Source organism: Palleronia salina (assembly GCF_900141995.1).
GTDB classification, from domain to species: Bacteria; Pseudomonadota; Alphaproteobacteria; order Rhodobacterales; family Rhodobacteraceae; genus Palleronia; species Palleronia salina.
Map to the genome: position 1 here is coordinate 1 of NZ_FQZA01000003.1, position 21,970 is coordinate 21,970.

Here is a 21,970-nt window from a genome sequence, read left to right on the forward strand (position 1 = left end):
TCGCTCAGGATCATCTTGTCGAGGGTCAGGTCGGAGACAGCACGCCGGAGCCGCTGGTTCTCTGTCTCGAGCTCCTTGAGTCGCTTCAGCTGATCGCGGCTCATGCCGCCATACTGCCTGCGCCACCGGTAGTAGCTCTGCTGCGTGATGCCGACCTGGCGCACCGCATCACCGACCGACAGCCCTTGGCCTTGCAGCACCTCAACCTGCCGCAGCTTCAGAACGATGTCTTCGGGCTTCTCTCGCTTCCCAGCCATTCTCTGGTCCTCTCCATGACGGGATCATTCTATCCCAGTGGGCGGACCACTTCAGAGGGGGCATTTCAGCGGGGCCGAGTATGCCGCCGCCCAGGCGCGCATCGCCGAGATCGCGCAACGCTTCTCGGCCGAGAAACTGGCCGACCGGCTGGGCCGCGCGGTGCGCGGATATCCCTCGGGCAAACCGTCGCTGGTGTCCGAGCCGCGCCATGTCCACATCGCCACCCACGAGCGCAAGTTCCTGCGCCAGTTCGTGGACCGCATCAACGGCGATGCCGGCGTCAGCCTCAGCTGGGAAACCTGGTCCAGCACCGTCAAGCCCGACGGCCGCCCCATGGTGCCGGCCAAGGCCGATACGGTGTTTTGCGAATGGTGCTGCCAGAACGCCGTCTGGCACTCGAACAACAAGCGGCCGGGCACCAAGCTGATCGTGCGGTTGCACCGGTTCGAGGCGTTTCGCGATTTTCCCGCGCTGGTGAACTGGAACAACGTTGATGCGCTGATCGTGGTCTCGGACTGGTTCCGCGACCGGATGATAGAACGTCACCGGGTCGACCCGGACCGCATTCACGTGCTGCCGCAATACATCGACTGGCACGGTCTCCAGCGCCCCAAGCTGCCCGAGGCACGGTTCACGCTGGGCCTGGTCGGCATCAACCCGTTCGAGCACAAGCGGTTCGACCGTGCGATCGCATTCTTCCGCGCGCTCCGGGCGCGGGACGACCGGTTCACCCTGGCCGTGCGCAGCGCCATGCCGTGGGAGATCGCCTGGGTCTGGGACCGCCAGGACGACACGCGCGCGCAGTTCGAAAAGCTGTTCTCCGAGATCTATGCCGACCCCGACCTGGCCGCCAACGTGCGCTTCGATCCGGCCGGCCCGGACATGGAGGAATGGTATCGCGGCGTGGGCACGATCCTGTCCAGTTCCGACAGCGAAGGCTGCCATACATCCGTGATCGAAGGCATGGCGTCGGGCTGTCTGCCGGTCGTCTACGACTGGCCCGGGGCGCGGTCGCTGTTCTCTCCTCATGTCTACGCCGACATGGAGGATGCAATTCCCGACGTGATCGACTTCGCCGACCAGTCCGACCTTGACATGGCGCGCAACCGCCTTGCACAGACCGTGGCACTTCATGATGTCGAGATTTTCACCCAGACGTTCTTCACACTATGAGCGAGCCCCGAATGACCAAGAAGACCAAAGTCACCTTTGAGCAAGTCGAGAAAAAGCGCCGGGACTTCGCGCGCACGCTGAAGGAATTCCGCACCGGGGGCGGCCGCTATCATCACCCGGCGCAGGAACTGCCGGCCGAGAAATACGAGGGCTGCGAGGTTCTGCCGAACCGGATGAAGCTGATCGACAAGCTGTCCAAGGGCGGCACCGTGGCCGAGATCGGGGTCGACCGCGGTGACTTCTCGCTCGAGCTGCTGACCCGTCTCGAACCCAAGCGTCTGCACCTGTTCGACATCGACATCACCCGTCTCGTGAACCCCGAGATCCGCGCCAACCTGGCCGATGGCAGCGATCGGGTGACCACCCATATCGGCGACAGATCGACCAACATGCGCAAGATGCCCGATGACTATTTCGACGTGATCTACATCGACGGCGACCACACCTACGAAGGCGTGATGCGCGACATCGAGGCCTCGTTGCCCAAGGTCAAGAAGGACGGCGTGCTGGTCTTCAACGATTACGCCGTCTGGTCGGCGGCCACGATGTTTCATTGCGGCGTGGCCCGTGCCGTGAACGAACTGGCGCTGAACCACCCCTGGAAGTTCCGCTATCTCGCGATGCAGCCGATGATGTACAACGACGCCGCTTTGGTCCGGGAAGACGCCGGCTGACCGTGACCGGGCCGGTTCCCGCCGCGCCCGAGCCCCCCGAAATCCGGGCGCCCCGCGTCCAACCCGATGAAAGAAGGAGCCCGCTCGATGGCGCCCACCAAGTTCCAAGCTCAGGTCCTGTCGAAGGGCGAGGAGCGTTTCCAGCAGTACCAGCGTTTGCACAACAAGCATTTCGGGACCTCGGCCTCGGGCCGGATCCTAGACTTCGGCTGCGGCGCCGGGGGCTTCATGCTGGCGGCGCATAACAACGGCCTGGAAGCCTGGGGGATCGAGACCGACAGCGAACGTCAGCGCCAGTATCTCAACATCGCCGACCGGAATTTCCCGGACCTGCGCGACCGCTTCCATCTCTATGACGGCCGCCTGATGCCCTATCCGTCGAACCATTTCGACGCGATCTATTCGTGGTTCGTGTTCGAGCACGTGACCGATCCGCAATGCTCGGTCCGCGAGATCGTCCGCACGCTGGCCCCCGGCGGAACCGTAGTCTTGCATGCCGACGACGTGCGCAACAACTGGGATGGCCACGCCGCGGCGCCCTGGCCGCCCTACCTGCCGCGCGAATTCGCCGCCGCCTATCTGGAAGGTCTGGGCAAGGGCGACCAGTCCGAGTTCATCACCAACTACGTGGTCTACATCAGCACCCCCACGATGGTCGACATCCTGACGACCTTCGGGATGGAGATCGTCTATGCCAACGCAGCGCCCGAGCGTCCGGCCATTCCGGCCGCGCTTTACGTCACCAACGACGACGAAGCGCGCGCGCTGGGCCGCAAGATGCGCGACAGCACGGTGCAGGGCCCGACCGAGAACATGACCATCGTCGCCCGCAAACCGCTGACCTGAGGGCGGCGCTCGCGCTTGCCCCGCGCGTTCCGGCCAATATGCCAGGGCGCGCTGTTGCCCTCCCCACCGGCGCATGCGGGTCGCAGGGCGGATAGTCCCGAGGAAAGGCCGTCGTTCGGAGGGAAACGGATCATGGATGGCGCGCGGTCACCGCGGCCTGCGGCCGGGATCGGTCGCGTCGGGGCTGGCGTGGACCTAGTCGCAGAACAGGTCGTACAGGACTTCCATGATCCGCACCGCCCGTTCGTCCGCCAAGGAATAGAAGATCTGCTTGCCCTCGCGCCGCGGCTTCACGAGCTCTTCCTGCCGAAGCCGCATCAGTTGCTGCGATACCGCGGCCTGCCGTACCGAGAGGAGCCGCTCGAGCTCGGTCACCGATTTCTCGCCGGTGGCCAGATGGCACAGGATCATCAGGCGGCTTTCATGACCCAGGGCCTTCAGAAAATCCGCCGCGTTGCGCGCATTGCGCGCCATCTGGTCGAACTCGGCGGCACTCGTTTTTTCGTCGAACGTCGGTAGGGCCAACTGGTGACTTCCTGTCTCGGACTGCGGTCATGGCAGATCCGAGGACAATATAGACGGAATGCCCCAGAATCGCAATTTGAAGCATTACCGAAATCCTGCACCGCGTGGTGTCCCCGATCACGCGCCGGACCATCGCTGGAAAGTGGAGTGCGCCCGTCGTGCCGGGGTAACTGACGGCTCATCAAGTCCAAACGGACGCGGATGAAGATGAACCGGGGGCACCTGCGAAAGGCATGGTGTTCCGGCGCGGGCGCTGCGGCTCAGTTGCCCTCGACCGGCTTACGCGTCTCGTCCTGCGGGGTGTCGTAGGTGGCCCACTGGCCGCCCGTCGGCGGGGGTGGCGGGCTCTTTTGCGAGGTCCGCCCATGGAGGTGGACCTTGGCGATGAAGTTCGCGGTGATCGGCGCGGTGACGAACAGGAACGCCAGGATCAGCACCTGGTGCAGCGACCCCTCGCCCCGCGCGAAAGCCGCCAGCATGGAGCCGAGCAGAAGCGCCCCCACCCCCAATGTGCTGGCCTTGGTGGGCGCGTGCAGGCGCGACATGGGCGTGTCCACCTTCAGCAGGCCGATGGACCCGACCAGCGTGAAGAACCCGCCGATGAACAGGCTGATCGCGGCGGCGATTTCCAGGTACTCGGTCATTCGATGATGTCCCCGCGCAGCACGAAGCGCGCCAGCGCCACGGTCGAGATGAAGCCCAGCATGGCGATGATCATCCCGCTTTCGAAATACATCTGCGTGCCCCACTGGACGCCGATCAGCACGATCAGCGCGATGGCGTTGATCACCATGGTGTCCAGCGCGAGGATGCGGTCGCCGATATGGGGGCCACGCATCAGCCGGATCATGGCCATGACCTGCGCGGCACCCACGGTGACGAAGGCGAAGACAAGGGCGATATCGATCATTCGAAGATCTCCTTCAGCCGGGATTCGTAGCGGGACTTGATGTCGTCGCGCACGCCGTCGGGGTCGGGCGCGTCGAGCGCGTGCACCAGCAGCGACCGGCCGTCCTCGGACAGGTCGACGCTGACCGTGCCGGGCGTCAGGGTGATGGTGCCCGCCAGCACCGTGATCGCCTCGGGCGATTTCAGCTCCAGCGGGATCGGCACCCAGGCCGGCCGGCGCGCGGCGTTGGACTTGAACAGGATGATCGCCGCGACAACCACGTTCGCGACGATGATGTCGTAGACCACGATCACGATGTAGACGAGCAGCTTGAACGGGTTCGAGATCTTCGGCCGGTCGGGCCAGAAGGCGGCGGTCACGAAGGGAAGGATGATCCCGAGAATCGTGCCGAAGACCACGGTGCCCAGGGTGAAGGCCTGCGACAGCAGGCACCACACCACGATCAGTATCAGTGTCAGGAAGGGGTGGGGGAACAGCCGTGTCATCTCAGTGGCCCTCCGAATCCGACGTATCGTCCGCGCTGCTGCCATGGGCACCGTCGTCACCCGCGCTTTCGCCGTAGCCCTCGTCCCCATGGCCATAGCCCGACAGGTCCTTGCCTTCGGTCGACATCACCGTGGTGATATACGGCTCGGGGGCGAAAAGTTGCGCCGCCGTGGCGTCCAGCGTCCGCTTGATCGGCCCCGCCGCCACGGTCAGCGCCACCAGCCCCGCGATCAGCGCGCCTATGGCCACCATGGGCAGCGCGGCGGGCGACGGCTCGGGGTCGGGGGCGTTGTCCACGTCTGCCTCGGCGTCGCGCTCGGTCCCGTCGGCGCGGGTCGCGGCGACCTGGTGGGCCTTCCAGAACACCTGGCTGCCCGCGCGGCCGAAGCCCACGATCGCCACCAGCGACGTCGACAGCACCACCGCCCAGACCCAGACGGCCAGCGCGTTGTCGCGCGCTGCGTCCAGCACCAGCAGCTTGCCCACGAAGCCCGAAAGCGGAGGCAGCCCGCACATGGCGATGGCCGCGGCGAAGAACAGGCCTGCGACCAGCGGCCCGCCCATGATCGGGGTGGCGTCCTGCAGTCGTGCGCCGATGCCGCCGCGCCGCTCGCGCACCGTGTCGACCAGCAGGAACAGCGCCGCGGTCGCCAGGGTCGAATGCAGGGCATAGTAGAGCGCCGCCGAAATGCCCGTCTCGGTGAAGACCGACACCGCGATCAGCAGCATCCCCATGGAGCCGATGACCGAGAACGCCACCAGCCGATCCAGCCGCCGCGCGCCCAGCACGCCCACCATACCCACGGTCAGCGTCAGCAGCGCGGCGGGCAGAAGCCACGTGCCGAACAGGCCCTGCGTGATCTCGAGATCGGGCGGGAAGACCAGCGTGTAGAAGCGGATGATCGAATAGGCGCCCACCTTCGTCATGATGGCGAACAGCGCCGCGACCGGGCCCGGCGCCTCGGAATAGCTGGCCGGCAGCCAGAAATGCAGCGGCAGCACCGCCGCCTTCACCGCGAAGACCAGGATCAGCAGGACCGACGCCACCCGGATCCCGGCCGTGGCGTCGGGGCCCATCATCGACACCCGCTCGGCCAGGTCGGCCATGTTCAGCGTGCCGGTCTCGGCATAGAGCGTGCCCAGCGCGAACAGGAACAGGGTCGAGCCCAGCAGGTTGTAAAGAACGTACTGCACGCCCGCGCGCAGCCGCTCGGCCCCGCCCGCGTGTATCATCAGGCCGTAGCTGGCGATCAGCAGCACCTCGAAGAACACGAAAAGGTTGAACGCGTCGCCGGTCAGGAAGGCGCCGTTGATGCCCATCAGCTGGAACTGGAACAGCGCGTGGAAGTGCCACCCCCTTTTGTCCCAGCCCGACCCTATGGCGTATAGCAGGACCGGCAGCGCCAGCAGCGATGTGAGCAGCAGCATCAGCGTCGACAGCCGGTCGGTCACCAGCACGATGCCGAAGGGCGCCGTCCAGTTGCCCAGCGCGTAGACGTCGATGGTCCCGTCACTTGCCCGCCAAAACAGCCCGGCGGCCACCAGGGCCAGCGCGACGGTTCCCGCGACCGAGAACGTCCGCGCAAGCGACATGTGGAATCGGGCCGACAGCACGATGATCGCCGCCAGCATTGCGGGCAGCACGACGGGCAGGGTCATCCAGTGGCTCATGCCGCGTCCTGTCCGCGCGGGGCCGGATCGGCGCTGCTGGTGCGCGGATCATGCTGCTCCACCGCCTCGACGAAATCGTCGTCGCAGGCCAGCCACGATCCCAGCGCGATGATGACCACGACGGCCGTCATCCCGAACGAGATCACGATCGCCGTCAGCACCAGCGCCTGCGGCAGTGGATCGGTGTAGGTCTCGACCCCGTCGCGCAGGATCGGCGGCATGTCCATGGCCAGCCGCCCGCTGGCGAACAGGAACACGTTCACCGCGTAGGTCAGAAGCGATACGCCGATGATCACCGGGAAGGTGCGCAGGCGCAGCACGAGGTAGATCCCCGCCGCGGTCATCACCCCCACGGCCGATGCGACCAGAAGCTCCATGTCAGTGGCCCTTTCCGTCGGTCTTGTCGTCGTCGTCATCCCGCGACGGGTCGATATCCATGGCATGCTCGGGCGTGTCCTCGCCCGACCGGCGTCCCAGCCGCGAGAAGCTTTCCAGCGACAGCATCACCGCGCCCACGACCGCCAGGAAGACGCCCAGGTCGAAGCCCATGGCGGTGGCCAGCTCGAACTCGTTCATCGGCGGGATGCGGAAATACCCGAAGGCCGAGGTCAGGAACGGCTTGCCGAAGAACCACGCCCCGATGCCGGTCAGCCCGGCGATCAGCACGCCCGCCCCGATGATCCCGTGATAGGGATAGCGCTGCCGCTTGGCCGCCCAGGCAAAGCCCGACGCCATGTATTGCATCACCACCGCGATCGCCACGACCAGGCCGGCGATGAAGCCGCCGCCCGGCTCGTTATGGCCGCGCAGGAAGATGTAGAAGCCGACCATCAGCGCGATGGGCAGCAGCACCCGGGTCAGCACGACCATCATCACCGGGTGGGCGTCGCCCGCGCGGCGTTCCTCGTAGCCGCGGTTCAGCAGCCGCGCGCGCACCGACGACGACAGCAGCGCCTCGGTCAGCGCGTAGATGACCAGCGCGGCGATTCCCAGGACGATGATCTCGCCGAAGGTGTCGAAGCCCCGGAAGTCGACGAGGATCACGTTCACCACGTTGTCGCCGCCGCCGCCCTTGTAGGAATTGTCCAGGTGGTACTGCGAGATGCTTTCGGCCGCGAAATCGGTGCGCAGCATGGAATAGATCAGCGCGGTCACGGCGCCGCCGCCCGCCAGCGCGATCACCGCGTCGCGGGTCTTGCGCAGGCCGCTGGTCTCGCGCGGGGTGCGGTTGGGCAGGAAGTTCAGCGCCAGGAGCAGCAGGATGATCGTCACCACCTCGACGCTGATCTGCGTCAGCGCCAGGTCGGGCGCCGAGAAGAAGTTGAAGCCCACGGACACCATCAGCCCCACGATCCCCATCAGGATCAGCGCGGCCAGCCGGTTGCGGTGCACGATGACCAGCGTGATCGTCGCGGCCACCAGCATGCCCCACCCGGCGACCGCGTTCGCGGTCATGTCCAGCGCGGCGCGGGTATACCCCGCGAAAGCGCCGGTCATCCAGGCATGGACGCCCAGGGCGATGATCGTGACGATCATGATCGCGGCGTAGCGGGTGAAGCTGCCGTTGTGCAGCCCTTGGGTGATCCGCCCGGCCAGGGCCACGGCCGCTGCGATGACCGCGTCGAACATGGGCTTGGCCTCGGGGCGCGGGGCGGCGTTCCAGCCGCGCGCCAGCAGGGAATAGAGCGCCAGCAGGATCAAGCCACCGACCACCGCGATGATCGACATGTACAGCGCGGGGGTCAGGCCGTGCCACAGCTTCAGATGCGCGTCCGGCATCTCGACCGCGCCGCCGATGACGGCATAGGTCACCGTCTTGACGAATGGCTCGGCCAGGAAGGGCAGGATGCCGATCAGCAGGACGGGCACGATCAGGATCGCGGGCGGCAGCCACATGCCGGTGGGCGGATCATGCGGCTTGGCCGGGTAATCGTCGCGCACCGGGCCCAGGAAGGTGTGCACGATGAACCGGAACGAGTACGCGGCCGAGAACAGCGCGCCCACCGTCGCGATCACCGGCACAGCATAGTAGCTGCCGAACAGCTTGGTATGCGCGGCCTCCTCCAGGAACATCTCCTTGGACAGGAAGCCGTTGAAGAACGGGATGCCGGCCATGGACAGCGCGGCCAGCGTGCCGATGGCGAAGGTGATCGGCATGAGCTTGCGCAGCCCGCCCAGGCGCGGGATGTCGCGGGTATGCGCCTCGTGATCGACGATGCCCGCGGTCATGAACAGCGCGGCCTTGAAACTCGCGTGGTTGAGGATGTGGAACACCGCGGCCATGGCGGCATAGCCGGTGCCGGTGCCCAGCAGGAAGGTGATCAGGCCCAGGTGACTGACGGTCGAGAAGGCCAGCAGCGCCTTCAGGTCGTCCTTGAACAGCGCGATGATCGCGGCCAGCGCCATGGTGATGATGCCCGCGCCCGAGACCAGCCAGAACCACGCGTCGGTGCCCGACAGGACCGGCCACATGCGCGCCAGGATGAACAGGCCCGCCTTCACCATGGTGGCCGAGTGCAGGTAGGCCGACACCGGCGTCGGCGCGGCCATGGCGTGGGGCAGCCAGAAATGGAACGGGAACTGCGCCGACTTGGTGAAGCAGCCCAGCAGGATCAGGATCAGCGCGGGCAGGTACATCGGGTCGGCCTGGATCGCCTCGCGGTTCTCGAGGATGACGGTCAGATCGTAGCTGCCCACGATGTTGCCAAGGATCAGCATGCCGCCGATCAGGGCCAGCCCGCCCATGCCGGTGACGGTCAGCGCCATCCGCGCGCCCTGGCGGCCCGCGGGCAGGTGCTTCCAGAAGCCGATCAGCAGGAAGGACGACAGCGACGTGAGTTCCCAGAAGATGAGGAGCATCAGGATGTTGTCGCACAGCACGATCCCCACCATCGCGCCCTGGAACAGCAGCAGGTAGGTGAAGAATTCGCCCATGTTGTCGTCGCGCGACAGGTACTTGCGGGCGTAGGCGATGATCAGCAGGCCGATCCCGAGGATCAGCCCCGCGAACATCAGGCCCAGGGGGTCGAGGAAGAAATTGGCGTTCATCCCCAGCCCCGGCAGCCATTCGGCCTGCGCGGTGATCACCTCGCCCGACAGGACCGCCGGCGCGTGGACGGCGACGCCCACGGCGGTCAGCAGGGTCACCAGGAAGGTGGCCATGAAACACGCCTGTCGACCCGCTTGAATCATCAGGCCCGGCAGCAGCGCACCGAGGAACGGCAAGGCAACGATCAGAAACAAGGACATGGTGCAGTTATGGCACGCCCAGCCCGGGGGGCAATGCCGGCACGTCATTTGTTAACCGATTTCTGATTGTTTCGGCCCGGTCGGCGGCCCGGTGACCTGGCCAAGAAAGCCGGGCACAGGGATTGCAACGCCAACTCCTCCCGACGTTGCAATCCCAGGCCCCGGCGGATCGGCGCCCCGCGCATCGCGCGCGGCGGATCACACCGGAATCACGTTCGTGATCCCTTGCCCGCGCACATTAGCGAGGCGTTCACAAAGTGCAAATAAATCAGGCAGTGGCGTCCTGCAAAGCCGGTGAGAACGGGCTTTGCTGCAGGAAATGCTGGGCTTGCAGCGGTCCGAAGGCCGCCCCCTTGACCCGTGCATTGGGGCCCACCCTGCCCGCGTGGACCTGCGGCACGATCAGGCCGCGCGAATCGAGTTTCGCCAGCTCCGCCGCGACCCGGTCCACCAGCGCGGCGCGTACCGTGCGGGGGAACGCCCCGTCGATCACCACGTGCGGAAAGTCGATGATCGCGCAGGCCGACAGGACGGCCGCCGCGATCTCGGCGCCCGCGCGGTCCACCCAGGCGTCGACCTCGGCGGTGTGTTCGCTCCAGTCGTTCAGGTCGCGATAAAGCGCCTTGGGATCCGCGCCCTTGGCCGCGATTTCCTTTTCCAGGAGGAACAGCGATGCCGTGTGCAGCAGCTGGCGGCTCTCGCCGTCGGCCCCCATGCTGGGGATCGAGCCAAGCGCCCCCGCGTTGCCGAAGCTGCCTTCATAGACCGCGCGGTTCAGCACGATGCCGCCGCCGATGAACGTGCCCACGAAGAAATGCACGAAGTCCGACAGGTCGCGCCCCACGCCCACCGCGTTCTCGGCGTGGCAGGCGGCGGTCGCATCGTTGACGACGTGAACCGGCAGGTGGCTGAAGCGTTCGATCTCGGTCGCGAAGTCCAGGTCGATCCACGCCTCGAAATCCTTGGCGGGCGCATCCAGCGACTCGCGCCATTCCCAGATCTGGAACGGGGTCGCCACGCCGATCCCGCCGATGCGGTCGATCTGGGCGGGCGCCATGTCGGCCGTCATCTGGGCGATGCAGTCCTTCAGGAAGCCGAAGATCCGGTCGGGCAGGGGATAGGGGTATTTCAGCCGCTCCTGCGCGCGGATGTTGCCCATCAGGTCGACCAGCGCCACCTCGGAACTGCGCCGCCCGATCTTGAGCCCGAAGGAATACGCGCCGTCGGGGTTCAGGGCGATGGGCACGGACGGCTTGCCCACGCGGCCGCGCATGGGTTCGCCCTTGCGCACCAGCCCTTCCTGTTCGAGCCCGCGCAGGATCACCGAAACCGTCTGGGCCGAAAGATTCGCCTGGCGCGCCAGCTCGCTGCCGGGCCGCGGGCCCAGCTTCTGGATCATGGTCAACAGCAGCCGTTCGTTGAAATCGCGCAGGCCGCTCTGGTTAACGCCTGCGCCCACGTTCGGCTTCATGTCCTTCATCGTCCCCGCTTCCCTAGATCCACAACCGCCAAGTGATCGCCAAAAAATCCGACACGCGCAACGGGAACATCATGTTAAGTGAATTATTCCGTTGGCGTGCGTCTCGAATTCTGAAAGGTTTGAAAAATAATGCAAACTTGTTACGAATTGAGCTGTGTTCAATGTGCGTTACAGACTTGCATAACACAACCGGGAGGAAAGAAATGAAGAAGATACTTACCGCAACGGCATTCATGACCGTAGCCGTGTCCGGCGCGGCACACGCCGCCGAACATGGAGACGTCTCGGCGTGCCTGATCACCAAGACCGACACCAACCCGTTCTTCGTGAAGATGCGTGAAGGGGCACAGGCCAAGGCCGAGGAACTGGGCATCGAGCTCAAGACCTTCGCGGGCCGCATCGACGGCGATACCGAAACCCAGATCGCCGCGATCGAGACCTGCATCGCCGACGGTGCCAGCGGGATCCTGATCACCGCGTCCGACACCGCGGCCATCGTGCCGTCGGTCGAGCAGGCCAAGGAGGCGGGCCTGCTGGTCATCGCGCTCGACACGCCGCTGAATCCCATCGACGCCGCCCACGCCACCTTTGCCACGGACAACTTCCTGGCCGGTGAACTGATCGGCCGCTGGGCCGCCGCGACCATGGGCGACGAGGCCGAGAACGCCAAGATCGCAATGCTGGACCTGGCCATCAGCCAGCCCACCGTGGGCGTCCTGCGCGACCAGGGCTTCCTGACGGGCTTCGGCATCGACATCGGCAACCCCGACGAATGGGGTGACGAGGACGATCCCCGCATCGTCGGCCACGACGTGACCGCCGGCAACGAGGAAGGCGGCCGCACCGCGATGGAGAACCTGCTGGTGCAGGATCCCGACATCAACGTGGTCTACACCATCAACGAACCCGCCGCCGCCGGTGCTTACCAGGCGCTTCAGCAGATGGGCTCGACCGAAGGCGTCATCATCACTTCGGTCGATGGTGGCTGCCCGGGTGTGCAGAACGTGGCCGACGGCGTGATCGGCGCGACCTCGCAGCAGTACCCGCTGCGCATGGCGTCGCTGGGGATCGAGGCCATCGCCCAGTACGCAGAGGACGGCACCGTCCCCGAGCCCACCGAAGGCAAGGACTTCTACGACACGGGCGTCGCCCTGGTCACCGACGCGCCGGTGGAAGGGGTCGATTCGATCTCGGTCGAGGAAGGGCTCGAGCTCTGCTGGGGCTGATGTGACACCTGGCTGAAACACATGGCGGGCGGCCCGGTCGGGGCCGCCCGTTCCGGCATGCCATAGGGGGGAGAGCCATGAGCGACGCCGACAACTACGAGGCAAGCACGCGGGGCGGCAAGTCCGACGCCCAGGCCGAGTTCGAGTACGAGGAAAAGGGCCTGCTGGGCCGGATCCACAGTATCCTTCACCATTCGCCTGCGCTGGTGCCGCTGATCGTGCTGGTCCTGGCGGTCATCGTCTTCGGCCTGCTCAACGCGAATTTCTGGCGGGTCGCGACCCTGTCGCTGATCTTCCAGCAGATCGGAATCGTCGGCATCCTCGGCATCGCGCAGTCGCTGGTGATCCTGACCGCCGGCATCGACCTGTCCGTGGGCGCCATGGCGGTGCTCAGCTCGGTCATCATGGGCCAGTTCACCTTCCGCTACGGCATCCCGCCCTCGGCCGCGATCGTCATCGGCCTTGCCGCGGGGACGGCCATGGGCGCGCTGAACGGGGTGCTGGTGGCGAAACTCCGAATACCGCCCTTCATCACCACGCTGGGCACCTGGCAGATCTTCCTCGCCGCGAACTACATCTACTCGGCGAACGAGACGATCCGCAGCCAGGAGCTCGACGCCGAGGCGCCGGTCCTGAAATTCTGGGGCTCGACCTTCGAGGTCTTCGACGCCCGCGTGACCTACGGGGTGGTTCTTCTTCTCGTGCTGGTGGCGATCATGGCCTACATCCTGCGCCACACGGCCTGGGGCCGACACGTCTATGCCGTGGGCGACGACGAGGAGGCCGCGCAGCTGTCGGGCGTGAACCGCTCGCGCCAGCTGATCCAGGTCTACGCGCTGGCGGGCTTCTTCTGCGCCATCGCCGGCTGGGTCATGATCGGGCGTTTCGGGTCCGTCTCGCCCTCGGCCTCCACCGGGCAGCTCGGCAACATCCAGGCCATCACCGCCGTGGTGATCGGGGGCATCTCGCTCTTCGGCGGACGCGGCACCATCGTGGGCATGTTCCTCGGTGCGCTGATCGTCGGCGCGTTCGAGATGGGTCTGCGCCTGGCCGGGGCCGACGCGCAGTGGACCTACCTGCTGATCGGCGTGCTCATCATCGCCGCCGTGGCCGTGGACCAATGGATCAGAAAGGCATCGGCATGAGCGATCGGGAACCCATCCTCAAGGCACGCAACCTGGTCAAGCGCTATGGCCGGGTCACCGCCATCGATCACGCGGATTTCGACCTCTACCCGGGCGAGATCCTGGCGGTCATCGGCGACAATGGCGCGGGCAAGTCCAGCCTCATCAAGGCCGTGTCGGGGGCCGTGGTTCCCGATTCGGGCGAAATCTGGCTCGAGGGGAAGAAGGTCACCTTCTATAATCCCATCGAGGCGCGCGAGGCGGGGATCGAGACGGTCTACCAGACCCTCGCCATGTCGCCCGCGCTGTCCATCGCCGACAACATGTTCATGGGCCGCGAGATCCGGCGCGAGGGATTCCTCGGCAAGTACCTCCGGATGCTCGACAAGAAGAAGATGGAGGACTTCGCCCGGCAGAAGCTGAGCGACCTCGGCTTGATGACGATCCAGAACATCAACCAGGCGGTCGAGACGCTGTCGGGCGGCCAGCGGCAGGGCGTCGCCGTGGCCCGCGCCGCGGCCTTCGGCTCCAAGGTCATCATCCTGGACGAGCCGACGGCCGCGCTGGGCGTGAAGGAAAGCCGCCGCGTGCTCGAGCTGATCATGGACGTGAAATCGCGCGGCATCCCGATCATCCTGATCAGCCACAACATGCCCCACGTGTTCGAGGTCGCCGACCGCATCCACGTGCACCGGCTGGGCAAGCGGCTGACGGTCGTGGACCCCAAGAAATGCACCATGTCCGACGCGGTGGCCTACATGACCGGCGCCAAGGATCCCGACCCGTCGCAACAGGCCGCCTGAGCCGCGGTCCGGATTGAAACCTTCGCGCGGGCCGTCCCCAAGGGGGCGGCCCGCGCCGCATCGGGGCCCGCGCCATGGACAGCTACACCGGCGGATGCCTTTGCGGCGACATCCGGTTCACCGCCACCGGACAGCCCGACCGCGTCGGGCTCTGCCACTGTCTCGACTGCCGCAAGCACCACGGCGCCGTCTTCTACGCCGCGGCCATCTTCCCGCGTGACCGTATTCGCGTGACCGGCACGCCCGCCAGCTACCAGGGCCGCGCCTTCTGCCCGCGCTGCGGCGCGTCGGTCTTCGCCGCGTCCGGAACCGAGATCGAGTTGCACCTGGGCGCCATGGATGCGCCCGACCTGTTTCGCCCGGATTACGAGCTCTGGTGCGACCGGCGCGAGTCGTGGCTTCCGCCAATGCCGGGCATCGCCTCGCACCCACGGAACCGCCCGGACGACGCCGACTGATCCCCGCTACCAGATGTCGGGCCGGTCGAAGGCGGGCACGGTCTTCAGCGGACCCGGCAGCGGCCGCACCGCGCCACCGTCCAGCGCCTGCCCGATCCAGCCCACCGGCTGGCTCAGCGGATGGGGCGGCGGCGCGGCGTCGGGGTCCAGCGCGGCGAACCCCAGCCGTCCGTAGAAGGCCGGGTCGCCATAGGTGACGACCGTATCGACGCCGCCCTGCCGCAGACGCTCCAGCCCGAAGGCGATCAGCCCGCTGCCCACGCCTTAGCCCTGCGCGTCGGTCGCCACGGCCACGGGCGACAGCAGGAACACGCTGCGCCCCGATTCGGCCGGGCGCATCCGGGTGAACAGGATCACCGCTCGCCGCGCGCCGTCCGAGAGGGCCGAGCACACCTTCAGGTCCGACGCGGGCGTGGTGGCGATGATATTCCGGGCCAGGTCCGCCACGATCCGCGCCTCGTCCGCATCCGCCGCGTCGCGAAAGCTCGCCTCGACCAGCGCGATCAGCGCGTCGACCCGCTCGGGCCGCGGGCCCTCGTCCAGATGCTCCATGGTGCTGTCCCGGCCGCTACAACTTGCGGCCATCTACGCCCATGGCCCGCGCGATGGCCAGCATGTCGTCCTTCGTCACCTCGAACAGCGAGCGGTGGAAATGCACGCCCCAATGCGACCGGTCGGTGACGAACGAGAACGCGTTCAGCAGGTCGTAGATGTCGGCGTCACGGTCGTGGTGATAGGTCGCCCGGCGCGACATCGCTTGTCCGCCATCGCTGACCGGGCGGCTTTCGGGCGTGTCGTCGTCGATCTGCGCCATGGCGACGAAGCGGCGCACGGGCGTGTCGCGGTCCATGGTCTCGGCGGGCGCGTAGCTGGCCACCCAGTCGCCCCGCGCCGGGCGCGCGGCCGCGCTGTCGCGGCCCGGCCCGAAGACCACCAGCGCCGACTCCACCGCCGCGTCCAGGTGGTCCTTCGACGCCACCGAGATCCAGTATTGCCTTTCGGTCATGCCGACCCAAGCCCCGGCCGCCGCGCGCGGTTCCCGCGCTTGATCCCGGGGGCCGCCGCCGCAAGTCCAGGCCCATGAGCGATCCCATCTGCCCTCTCTGCGGGCGCCCGATCCCGCCCGACGTGCCGCAAAGCGCGCACCACCTGGTCCCCAAGCTGCGCGGCGGCAAGGGCGGGCCCACGGTGCTGCTGCACCAGATCTGCCACAACGAGATCCACGCCACGCTCTCCGAGGCAGAGCTCGCCCGCAACTTCGCCAGCATCGAGGCGCTGCGCGCCCATCCCCGGATCGAGCGGTTCATCGCCTGGGTTTCGAAGCGCCCGCCCGGCTTCCGCTCGAAGACGCCGGGCGGCCGACGGGCGGGGCGCAACCGGCGGTAAGGGGGCGCGGCCCGCGTCGGGCGGTCCTTCGACCAAGCGCTTGGGCGCGCGCGGCCCACTTCGCGTATTCGATCCCCTCCGGATTCTCGCTGTGTGCGCGGCGTTGGGCGGATCGAACGATCGGCTGATCCAGCCCGAACCGTGCCCAGCTCGCCATCCAGCGAAAGGATAGAACCCGCTCGGCGGCCACGCCGGGCAGCGCCCGACCGCCCCCATGGGCGGGCGCTTCGCTTCCGCCCGCGGCCGGGTGCTGCCCTTTGCACCGAATCCATACCTCTTGGGCTGGCGCCCCCTCGCTCGGACCTCCCGCGCGGTGAAGACCGGCTTGACCGCTGACCATGGGCCGTGACCCGATCTCGCCAACCTTTGCCAGCGGAAGACCCGCTCGGCGGCCACGCCGGGCAGCGCCCGACCGCCCCCATGGGCGGGCGCTTCGCTCCCGCCCGCGGCCGGGCGCGGCCCTCCGAACTGGCGGCAAAACTCGGTAATGGCGGCCAATCGGGTCAGGCTCGCGCCGGAACGCGCAGTCAGTCTTCCCTCACCCGAGCATTGCCTTGATCGCCGCCGCGTGGCCCTCCCGCGCGGCCATCGCGTCAGCCGACAGCGCATCGACCTCGGCGCCCAGGTCCTCGGTGACCCGGTCCACCAGTCCCATGGCCAGCGCCTCGTCCGCCGTCACCCGCGCGCCGCCCATCAGGATCAGCTTGGCGCGCGCCGGCCCCACCAGCGCGCGCAGACGCCCCGGGTCCGAGGGCTGCGGCAAAAACCCCAGCTTCATCACCGGGTAGAAGAACCGTGCGCCGGGCACCGCGACGCGCAGGTCGCAGGCCAGCATCATCCCCATGGCGCCGCCCGCGCACGGGCCGTTCAGCGCCGCGACGCTGAGACCGGGGAAGGCGGCGATGGCGCCTGAAACGCGCTCCCAAACACCGGATGTCGCCAGCCCCGAACGGGCGGCCTCCAGGTCAGCGCCCGCGCTGAACACGTCTCCCGCACCCGTCACGACCAGCACCGGGGCGTCGGCCGTCCCGGCGGCGCGGGCCACCGCGTCCAGCATCTCCTCGGTCAGGGCGTTGGCCTTGCCCGGCCGGTCCAGCGTGATCGTCACGCGGCCCTCGGCGCGCGCCACGCGCACGTGGTCGCTCATACGGTCAGGCCGATGCGGGTGCGGATCCCTTCGTCACGCAGCGAGATCTCCTCGCCCAGGAAGTCGTCGCCGTCGGGGCCGGCCATCCAGACCAGCGCCTTGGCGGGCCATTCGGGCGGGATGTGCTCGGACCAGTCCAGCTGGCTGATCGGGTTGACGCCCGACGCCTTGATCTCGCGCTGCATGTCGGTGGCCACGGTGCCGGGCGACAGGCCCATGACGCGCAGGCCGCTCTCTCGCGCCTCCTTGTCGGCGCAGCGGGTCAGCATCGCCGCGCCGGCCTTCGAGGCGCAGTAATGCGACCACCCTTCGACCGGGCCATGCGCCGCGCCGGACGAGATCGTGATGATCGTCCCGCCGCCCGCCGAGATCATGGTGGGCATCGCCGCGCGCATCCCGTTGAAGACGCCCTTGAGGTTGATGTCGATGACCTGCCCCCAGGCCTCGGGGTCGGCCTGCGACAGGTGCGAGATCGGCTCGATCACGCCCGCGTTGTTGATCAGCACGTCCAGCCGCCCGAAGGTGCCCAGGCAGGCATCCACGGCGGCGCGCATTTCCCAGTAGCGGCTGATGTCGCAGGGGATCGCCAGCGCGTTGTCGGCCCCCAGTTCGCCCGCGATGGCGCCGATCTCGTCGCCCGAACGCGCCAGCAGGGCGACCTTGGCGCCCTCGGCCACGAATTCCCGTGCCGCCGCCGCGCCGATGCCGCGGCTGGCCCCCGTGACCATCACGACCTTGCCGTCCATCTTGCCCATAACCGTGCTCCTTCGACCTTGCCTCTGCGCGCGTCGCGCTTCGGGCCAAAGGCTAGGGCACGCGGCCCGGCCCGTCCAACGGGAACGAGATCCCCCCGTCTGGATCGCCGCGGCCACGGCACCCCGCGCTTGACCGCGCGCCGCGCCGCGCCCATCGTGGACCACGCCCCGCAGCCTATCCGAAAGTCCGCCATGTTCTCCCCGCGCGCCCTTCTGCCCGCCGCCTGCCTGATCCTGCCCCACGCCGCCCTCGCCCAGGTCACCGCCGACGAGATCTGGGCGGCCTGGCAGGATGGCGGCCCCGGCGTGACCACCACGGCCGAGGTCGACCGCGACGGCTCGGGCCTGTCGCTCGCGGACCTGGCGGTCGAGATCGCCCAGGACGACGGCAGCCGGACGGTGGTGGCCATCGACCGGGTCGAGATGACGGACCGGTCCGATGGCACGGTGGCGATCCGCGTGCCCGGATCGGCCAGGATCTCGCGGGACGACATGCCCGATGTCGCGGTGATCCTCGATCTCGACCCGACCGAGGTCACGGTCAGCCGCGCGGACGCGACACTCAGCTACGACGCGCTGTCGCCCACGCTGCCGCTGCGGGTCGAGGGGCCGGAGCTGCCCGGCCCGATCGAGGCGCTGGTCAACGGCGCCGAGACCACGCTCGAACTCGCGCCCGACGCGCTGACCGTGTCCAGCCGGTCCGAAGGCGTCGGCGTCACCGGCCTTTTCCCGGGCGAGACGGGGACCGTCAATTTCCAGCTGGTCACCGGCCCGTCCGAAGGAACCACGCGCGCCGATACCGTGGCCGGGCTGTTCGCCAGCCGCGGAGAAAGCGGCACCGGAGCGTTCGAGGCCGAGCAGTCCACGCAGGACATCCTGGTGCGGCTGACCGGCGGGCTGGGCGGCGGCGCCGAAGCGGTCGAGCTGGCGATCGCCGAAACCTCGATCGCCACGCGCTCCGCGCCCGCGCGGCAGGGGACCGAGGGCACGCTCGGCGGCGTGGAACTGTCCGCTGCCCTGGCCCCCGGCGCGCCGGTCCAGGTGTTGGGCACGCTCGACCGTCTCGAATGGTCGGGCACGATCCCCGGGGCGGCAGCCGAGGATGAACAGACCGAGCTTGGCCTGTCGCTGTCGGTCGTCGCCCTGGCCCCGTCCGAAACGGCCTGGGAGACGTTCGATCCCTCCGGGTTCCTCGCCCGCACGCCGCTGAACCTGACCGCCGAGATCAGCGGCACGGGGCAGCTGGTGCACCCGGGCCTGCCGGTGCCGCTGGCCTACGAGCTATCCGAGCTGACGCTCGAAACGCTGAGCCTGTCGGCGCTGGGCGCCAGCATCACCGGCGGCGGTAGCGTCACCGCGCCGCTGGACCCCCCGGCGCGCAGCGGGCAGCTCAGCTTCATCGGCACCGGCCTGCTGGAGCTGATCGGCGACCTGGGCCAGACCGGCCTGCTGCCGCCGGGCCAGGACGTGGGCGCGCGCATGGGGCTGATGTTCCTCACCGAACCCGAGCCCGACGGCGACGGCCTGCGCAGCGACGTGACCTTCGGCCCCGACGGCGCGATCTCGGTCAACGGCACCCGCCTGCGCTGACCGGGCGCGGGCGGCGGTCTTGCGGCAGGGCGCCGGGCGGGCTACCTGCGGTGGATCCCGACGCAAAGGACCGACGATGCCCGCTCCGCTCGACCAGCTGACCGCCCGCCTGCTCGACGCCGCCCTGAAGGCCGGGGCCGAAGCCGCCGATGCCATCGCGGTGCGCGAGGCGTCCATCGGCATCGACGTGCGCGGCGGCGCGCTGGAACAGGCCGAACGGTCGGAAGGCACCGAGATCGGGCTGCGCGTGCTGATCGGGCGGCGGCAGTCCTGCGTGTCGGCCTCGGACCTGACCGACGCCACCATCGCCGAGATGGCCGAACGTGCGGTCACCATGGCCCGCCTCGCGCCCGAGGATCCGGGCGCGGGCCTGGCCGACCCCTCGCAGCTTGCCACCGACTGGGACGCCGCCGCGCTCGACCTTGTCGACCCGGCGGACGAGCCCGCACCCGCCGCGCTTCAGGACGCCGCGCTGGCGCTCGAATCCGGGGCCGCCTCCATCGACGGGGTGACGCAGGTGCAATCGGCCTCGGCCGGGCACGGCTGGGCCGAGATCCATTTGGCCGCCACCAACGGCTTCTCGGGCGGATACCGCCGCAGCTCGACCTCGTATTCCGCAGTCGCCATCAGCGGCGAAGGCACGGGGATGGAGCGGGACTACCACGGCGAATCCCGCGTCTACGCGGCCGACCTGCCCGACCCGCACGGCATCGGCGTCATCGCGGGCGAACGGGCCGTAGCGCTCCAGGGCGCCCGGCGCGCCAAGACGGGCGCCTACCCGGTGATCTTCGATGAACGCATCGCGTCGTCGCTGATCGGCAACCTCGTCATGGCCATCAACGGCACCGCCATCGCGCGCGGCTCAAGCTGGGCGCGCGACCTTCTGGGCCAGCAGATCCTGCCCAGGGGCATCGACCTGGTCGAGGATCCGTTCCGCCCCCGCGTGTCGGGGTCGCGTCCCTTCGACGGCGAGGGCCTGCCGCGCCAGCGTCGCGCCATCGTCGAGGATGGCATCCTCACCGGCTGGACGCTGGACCTGGCCACGGGCCGCAAGCTGGGGCTGCCCAGCACCGGCAACGCCGCGCGCGGCACCGGCGCGCCGCCGCAGCCGTCGGTCACCAACCTCGCGCTGACGCAGGGCACCCAGTCCCGGGCGGACCTCATGGCCGAGATCGGCACAGGCCTGCTCGTCACCTCGATGATCGGTTCGACCATCAACCCCAATACCGGCGATTACAGCCGGGGGGCGTCGGGCTTCTGGGTCGAAGGGGGCGAGATCGCCTACCCGGTGAACGAGATCACGCTGGCGGGCAACCTGCGCGACATGCTGCCCCGGATCCGGCCCGCGAACGACGCGCGCACGCATCTCAGCCGGGTGGTGCCGTCGCTTCTGGTCGAAGGCCTGACACTTGCCGGCGACTGACCTCGACCTTCTGCTGGCGGCCGCGCGCGACGCGGGCGAGATCGCCATGTCGCACTGGCGGGAAGACCCCGAGACCGAGACCAAGTCCGACGGCACGCCCGTGTCCGAGGCCGATATCGAGGTCGATACCGACCTGCGCCGCACCCTGACCGCCGCGCGCCCCGGCTACGGCTGGCTCAGCGAGGAAACCCCCGACGACCCCGCACGGCTGGACCGCGAGCGCTGTTTCATCGTCGATCCCATCGACGGCACCCGCGCGTATCTGTCGGGGCAGGAGAACTGGGCGCTCAGCCTCGCCGTGGCCAGCGGCGGCACGGTTACCGACGCGGTGATCCACATGCCGGCCAAGGGCCTGACCTATGTCGCGGGGCAGGGACAGGGCGCACGCCTGATCGTCGCGGGCGACGCGAAATCCGCGCTGTCGGTCACCGCCACGGCGGGGGCCGAAGGCGCGCGGCTCATCACCTCCAAGGGCACCTATGCCGACCGCCACTGGCGCGACGGCGTGCCGGGCTTCTCGAAGCATTTCCGCCCCTCCATGGCCTATCGGCTGGCGGTGGTGGCGCAAGGCCGGTTCGACGCGATGATCACCCTGCGCGACGCGTGGGAATGGGACATCGCCGCCGGCGTGCTGATCGCGGCCGAGGCCGGGGCCACGGTCACCGACCGCCGCGGGGCCGCGCTGCGGTTCAACTCGCCCGGGCGGCAGACCGACGGCGTCCTGGCCGCGAACCCGGCGCTGCACGGCGAGATCCTGTCGCGGCTGGCCTAGGGTCGTGGGCGGTC

Annotated in this window: 25 protein-coding genes; 11 read left to right on the forward strand and 14 right to left on the reverse strand. The window is 68.3% G+C overall.

Features of this window, described 5'->3' with window-relative positions; all coding sequences use genetic code 11:
- The coding region (locus tag BUB76_RS05320; protein WP_073127575.1) for a transposase at positions 1–257 on the reverse strand (257 nt) is incomplete at its 3' end.
- A 37-nt stretch (positions 258–294) separates the two neighbouring features.
- Between BUB76_RS05320 and BUB76_RS05325 the strand changes: the two genes are divergently transcribed.
- The 3 genes from BUB76_RS05325 to BUB76_RS05335 all read left to right on the forward strand — a co-directional run bounded on the left by BUB76_RS05325 (position 295) and on the right by BUB76_RS05335 (position 2,951).
- Positions 295–1,431, forward strand: a complete 1,137-nt coding sequence (locus BUB76_RS05325; RefSeq protein WP_073127576.1) for a glycosyltransferase family 4 protein — start codon at positions 295–297, stop codon at positions 1,429–1,431.
- An 11-nt stretch (positions 1,432–1,442) separates the two neighbouring features.
- Complete coding sequence (locus tag BUB76_RS05330; protein WP_175550269.1) at positions 1,443–2,105, forward strand: class I SAM-dependent methyltransferase; 663 nt, start codon at positions 1,443–1,445, stop codon at positions 2,103–2,105.
- Positions 2,106–2,192: 87 nt separating this feature from the next.
- Entirely contained in the window at positions 2,193–2,951 is a 759-nt protein-coding gene (locus BUB76_RS05335) for a class I SAM-dependent methyltransferase (protein WP_073127578.1), read from the forward strand.
- Between the two features lie 195 nt (positions 2,952–3,146).
- On the opposite strand, the gene BUB76_RS05340 is transcribed toward BUB76_RS05335, so the two are convergent.
- The 8 genes from BUB76_RS05340 to BUB76_RS05375 form a co-directional block, all read right to left on the reverse strand.
- A complete protein-coding gene (locus tag BUB76_RS05340) occupies positions 3,147–3,476 on the reverse strand; it encodes an ArsR/SmtB family transcription factor (RefSeq protein WP_073127579.1) in 330 nt (109 codons plus the stop codon).
- 260 nt (positions 3,477–3,736) lie between these two features.
- Complete coding sequence (mnhG, locus tag BUB76_RS05345) at positions 3,737–4,120, reverse strand: monovalent cation/H(+) antiporter subunit G (protein ID WP_073127581.1); 384 nt, start codon at positions 4,118–4,120, stop codon at positions 3,737–3,739.
- Complete coding sequence (locus tag BUB76_RS05350; RefSeq protein WP_073127584.1) at positions 4,117–4,386, reverse strand: K+/H+ antiporter subunit F; 270 nt, start codon at positions 4,384–4,386, stop codon at positions 4,117–4,119. The genes mnhG and BUB76_RS05350 overlap by 4 nt, the downstream gene beginning before the upstream one ends.
- Positions 4,383–4,871, reverse strand: a complete 489-nt coding sequence (locus BUB76_RS05355) for a Na+/H+ antiporter subunit E (RefSeq protein WP_073127586.1) — start codon at positions 4,869–4,871, stop codon at positions 4,383–4,385. The genes BUB76_RS05350 and BUB76_RS05355 overlap by 4 nt, the downstream gene beginning before the upstream one ends.
- 1 nt (position 4,872) lies before the next feature.
- Positions 4,873–6,543, reverse strand: coding sequence for a monovalent cation/H+ antiporter subunit D (locus tag BUB76_RS05360; RefSeq protein ID WP_073127588.1), 1,671 nt, complete (start codon positions 6,541–6,543; stop codon positions 4,873–4,875).
- Positions 6,540–6,920, reverse strand: coding sequence for a Na+/H+ antiporter subunit C (locus BUB76_RS05365; protein ID WP_073127590.1), 381 nt, complete (start codon positions 6,918–6,920; stop codon positions 6,540–6,542). The genes BUB76_RS05360 and BUB76_RS05365 overlap by 4 nt, the downstream gene beginning before the upstream one ends.
- A 1-nt stretch (position 6,921) precedes the next feature.
- Positions 6,922–9,792, reverse strand: a complete 2,871-nt coding sequence (locus BUB76_RS05370) for a monovalent cation/H+ antiporter subunit A (RefSeq protein ID WP_073127592.1) — start codon at positions 9,790–9,792, stop codon at positions 6,922–6,924.
- A 268-nt stretch (positions 9,793–10,060) separates the two neighbouring features.
- Positions 10,061–11,272 (reverse strand): ROK family transcriptional regulator, encoded by a 1,212-nt coding sequence (locus tag BUB76_RS05375; RefSeq protein WP_073127594.1) that lies wholly within the window; start codon positions 11,270–11,272, stop codon positions 10,061–10,063.
- A gap of 203 nt (positions 11,273–11,475) precedes the next feature.
- Between BUB76_RS05375 and BUB76_RS05380 the strand changes: the two genes are divergently transcribed.
- The 4 genes from BUB76_RS05380 (at position 11,476) to BUB76_RS05395 (ending at position 14,883) form a co-directional block, all read left to right on the forward strand.
- Complete coding sequence (locus tag BUB76_RS05380) at positions 11,476–12,498, forward strand: sugar ABC transporter substrate-binding protein (protein WP_073127596.1); 1,023 nt, start codon at positions 11,476–11,478, stop codon at positions 12,496–12,498.
- Between the two features lie 77 nt (positions 12,499–12,575).
- Positions 12,576–13,643 (forward strand): ABC transporter permease, encoded by a 1,068-nt coding sequence (locus BUB76_RS05385; RefSeq protein WP_073127598.1) that lies wholly within the window; start codon positions 12,576–12,578, stop codon positions 13,641–13,643.
- Positions 13,640–14,425 (forward strand): ATP-binding cassette domain-containing protein, encoded by a 786-nt coding sequence (locus tag BUB76_RS05390; RefSeq protein ID WP_214607520.1) that lies wholly within the window; start codon positions 13,640–13,642, stop codon positions 14,423–14,425. Before BUB76_RS05385 ends, BUB76_RS05390 begins: the two co-directional genes overlap by 4 nt.
- A 74-nt stretch (positions 14,426–14,499) precedes the next feature.
- Positions 14,500–14,883, forward strand: a complete 384-nt coding sequence (locus BUB76_RS05395; protein WP_073127602.1) for a GFA family protein — start codon at positions 14,500–14,502, stop codon at positions 14,881–14,883.
- 6 nt (positions 14,884–14,889) lie between these two features.
- Here the strand turns inward: BUB76_RS05395 and BUB76_RS17320 are convergent, their stop codons facing one another.
- The 3 genes from BUB76_RS17320 to BUB76_RS05405 are packed head-to-tail and all read right to left on the reverse strand — an operon-like array spanning position 14,890 to position 15,889.
- Entirely contained in the window at positions 14,890–15,144 is a 255-nt protein-coding gene (locus BUB76_RS17320; RefSeq protein WP_084140553.1) for a GNAT family N-acetyltransferase, read from the reverse strand.
- 3 nt (positions 15,145–15,147) lie between these two features.
- A complete protein-coding gene (locus tag BUB76_RS17325; protein ID WP_084140554.1) occupies positions 15,148–15,435 on the reverse strand; it encodes a GNAT family N-acetyltransferase in 288 nt (95 codons plus the stop codon).
- A gap of 16 nt (positions 15,436–15,451) precedes the next feature.
- Complete coding sequence (locus BUB76_RS05405) at positions 15,452–15,889, reverse strand: EVE domain-containing protein (protein ID WP_073127605.1); 438 nt, start codon at positions 15,887–15,889, stop codon at positions 15,452–15,454.
- Positions 15,890–15,963: 74 nt separating this feature from the next.
- On the opposite strand from BUB76_RS05405, the gene BUB76_RS05410 reads away from it, so the two are divergent.
- Positions 15,964–16,269: an HNH endonuclease family protein gene (locus BUB76_RS05410; protein WP_073127607.1), complete on the forward strand. Its 306-nt coding sequence runs from the start codon at positions 15,964–15,966 to the stop codon at positions 16,267–16,269.
- A gap of 538 nt (positions 16,270–16,807) precedes the next feature.
- Here BUB76_RS05410 and BUB76_RS05415 read toward each other — a convergent pair.
- Both BUB76_RS05415 and BUB76_RS05420 read right to left on the reverse strand, forming a co-directional pair.
- Entirely contained in the window at positions 16,808–17,416 is a 609-nt protein-coding gene (locus BUB76_RS05415; protein WP_073127609.1) for an enoyl-CoA hydratase/isomerase family protein, read from the reverse strand.
- Positions 17,413–18,171, reverse strand: a complete 759-nt coding sequence (locus BUB76_RS05420; RefSeq protein ID WP_073127611.1) for an SDR family oxidoreductase — start codon at positions 18,169–18,171, stop codon at positions 17,413–17,415. Before BUB76_RS05420 ends, BUB76_RS05415 begins: the two co-directional genes overlap by 4 nt.
- Before the next feature lie 192 nt (positions 18,172–18,363).
- Between BUB76_RS05420 and BUB76_RS05425 the strand changes: the two genes are divergently transcribed.
- From BUB76_RS05425 to BUB76_RS05435, 3 genes are all read left to right on the forward strand, one after another.
- On the forward strand, positions 18,364–19,761 hold the full coding sequence (locus BUB76_RS05425) for a hypothetical protein (RefSeq protein WP_073127613.1): 1,398 nt from the start codon (positions 18,364–18,366) through the stop codon (positions 19,759–19,761).
- Between the two features lie 76 nt (positions 19,762–19,837).
- On the forward strand, positions 19,838–21,184 hold the full coding sequence (locus BUB76_RS05430; protein WP_073127615.1) for a TldD/PmbA family protein: 1,347 nt from the start codon (positions 19,838–19,840) through the stop codon (positions 21,182–21,184).
- The gene (locus tag BUB76_RS05435; protein ID WP_073127617.1) at positions 21,171–21,956 is read left to right on the forward strand and encodes a 3'(2'),5'-bisphosphate nucleotidase CysQ; all 786 of its coding nucleotides are present in this window, start codon (positions 21,171–21,173) and stop codon (positions 21,954–21,956) included. Before BUB76_RS05430 ends, BUB76_RS05435 begins: the two co-directional genes overlap by 14 nt.
- Positions 21,957–21,970: the final 14 nt, after the last annotated feature.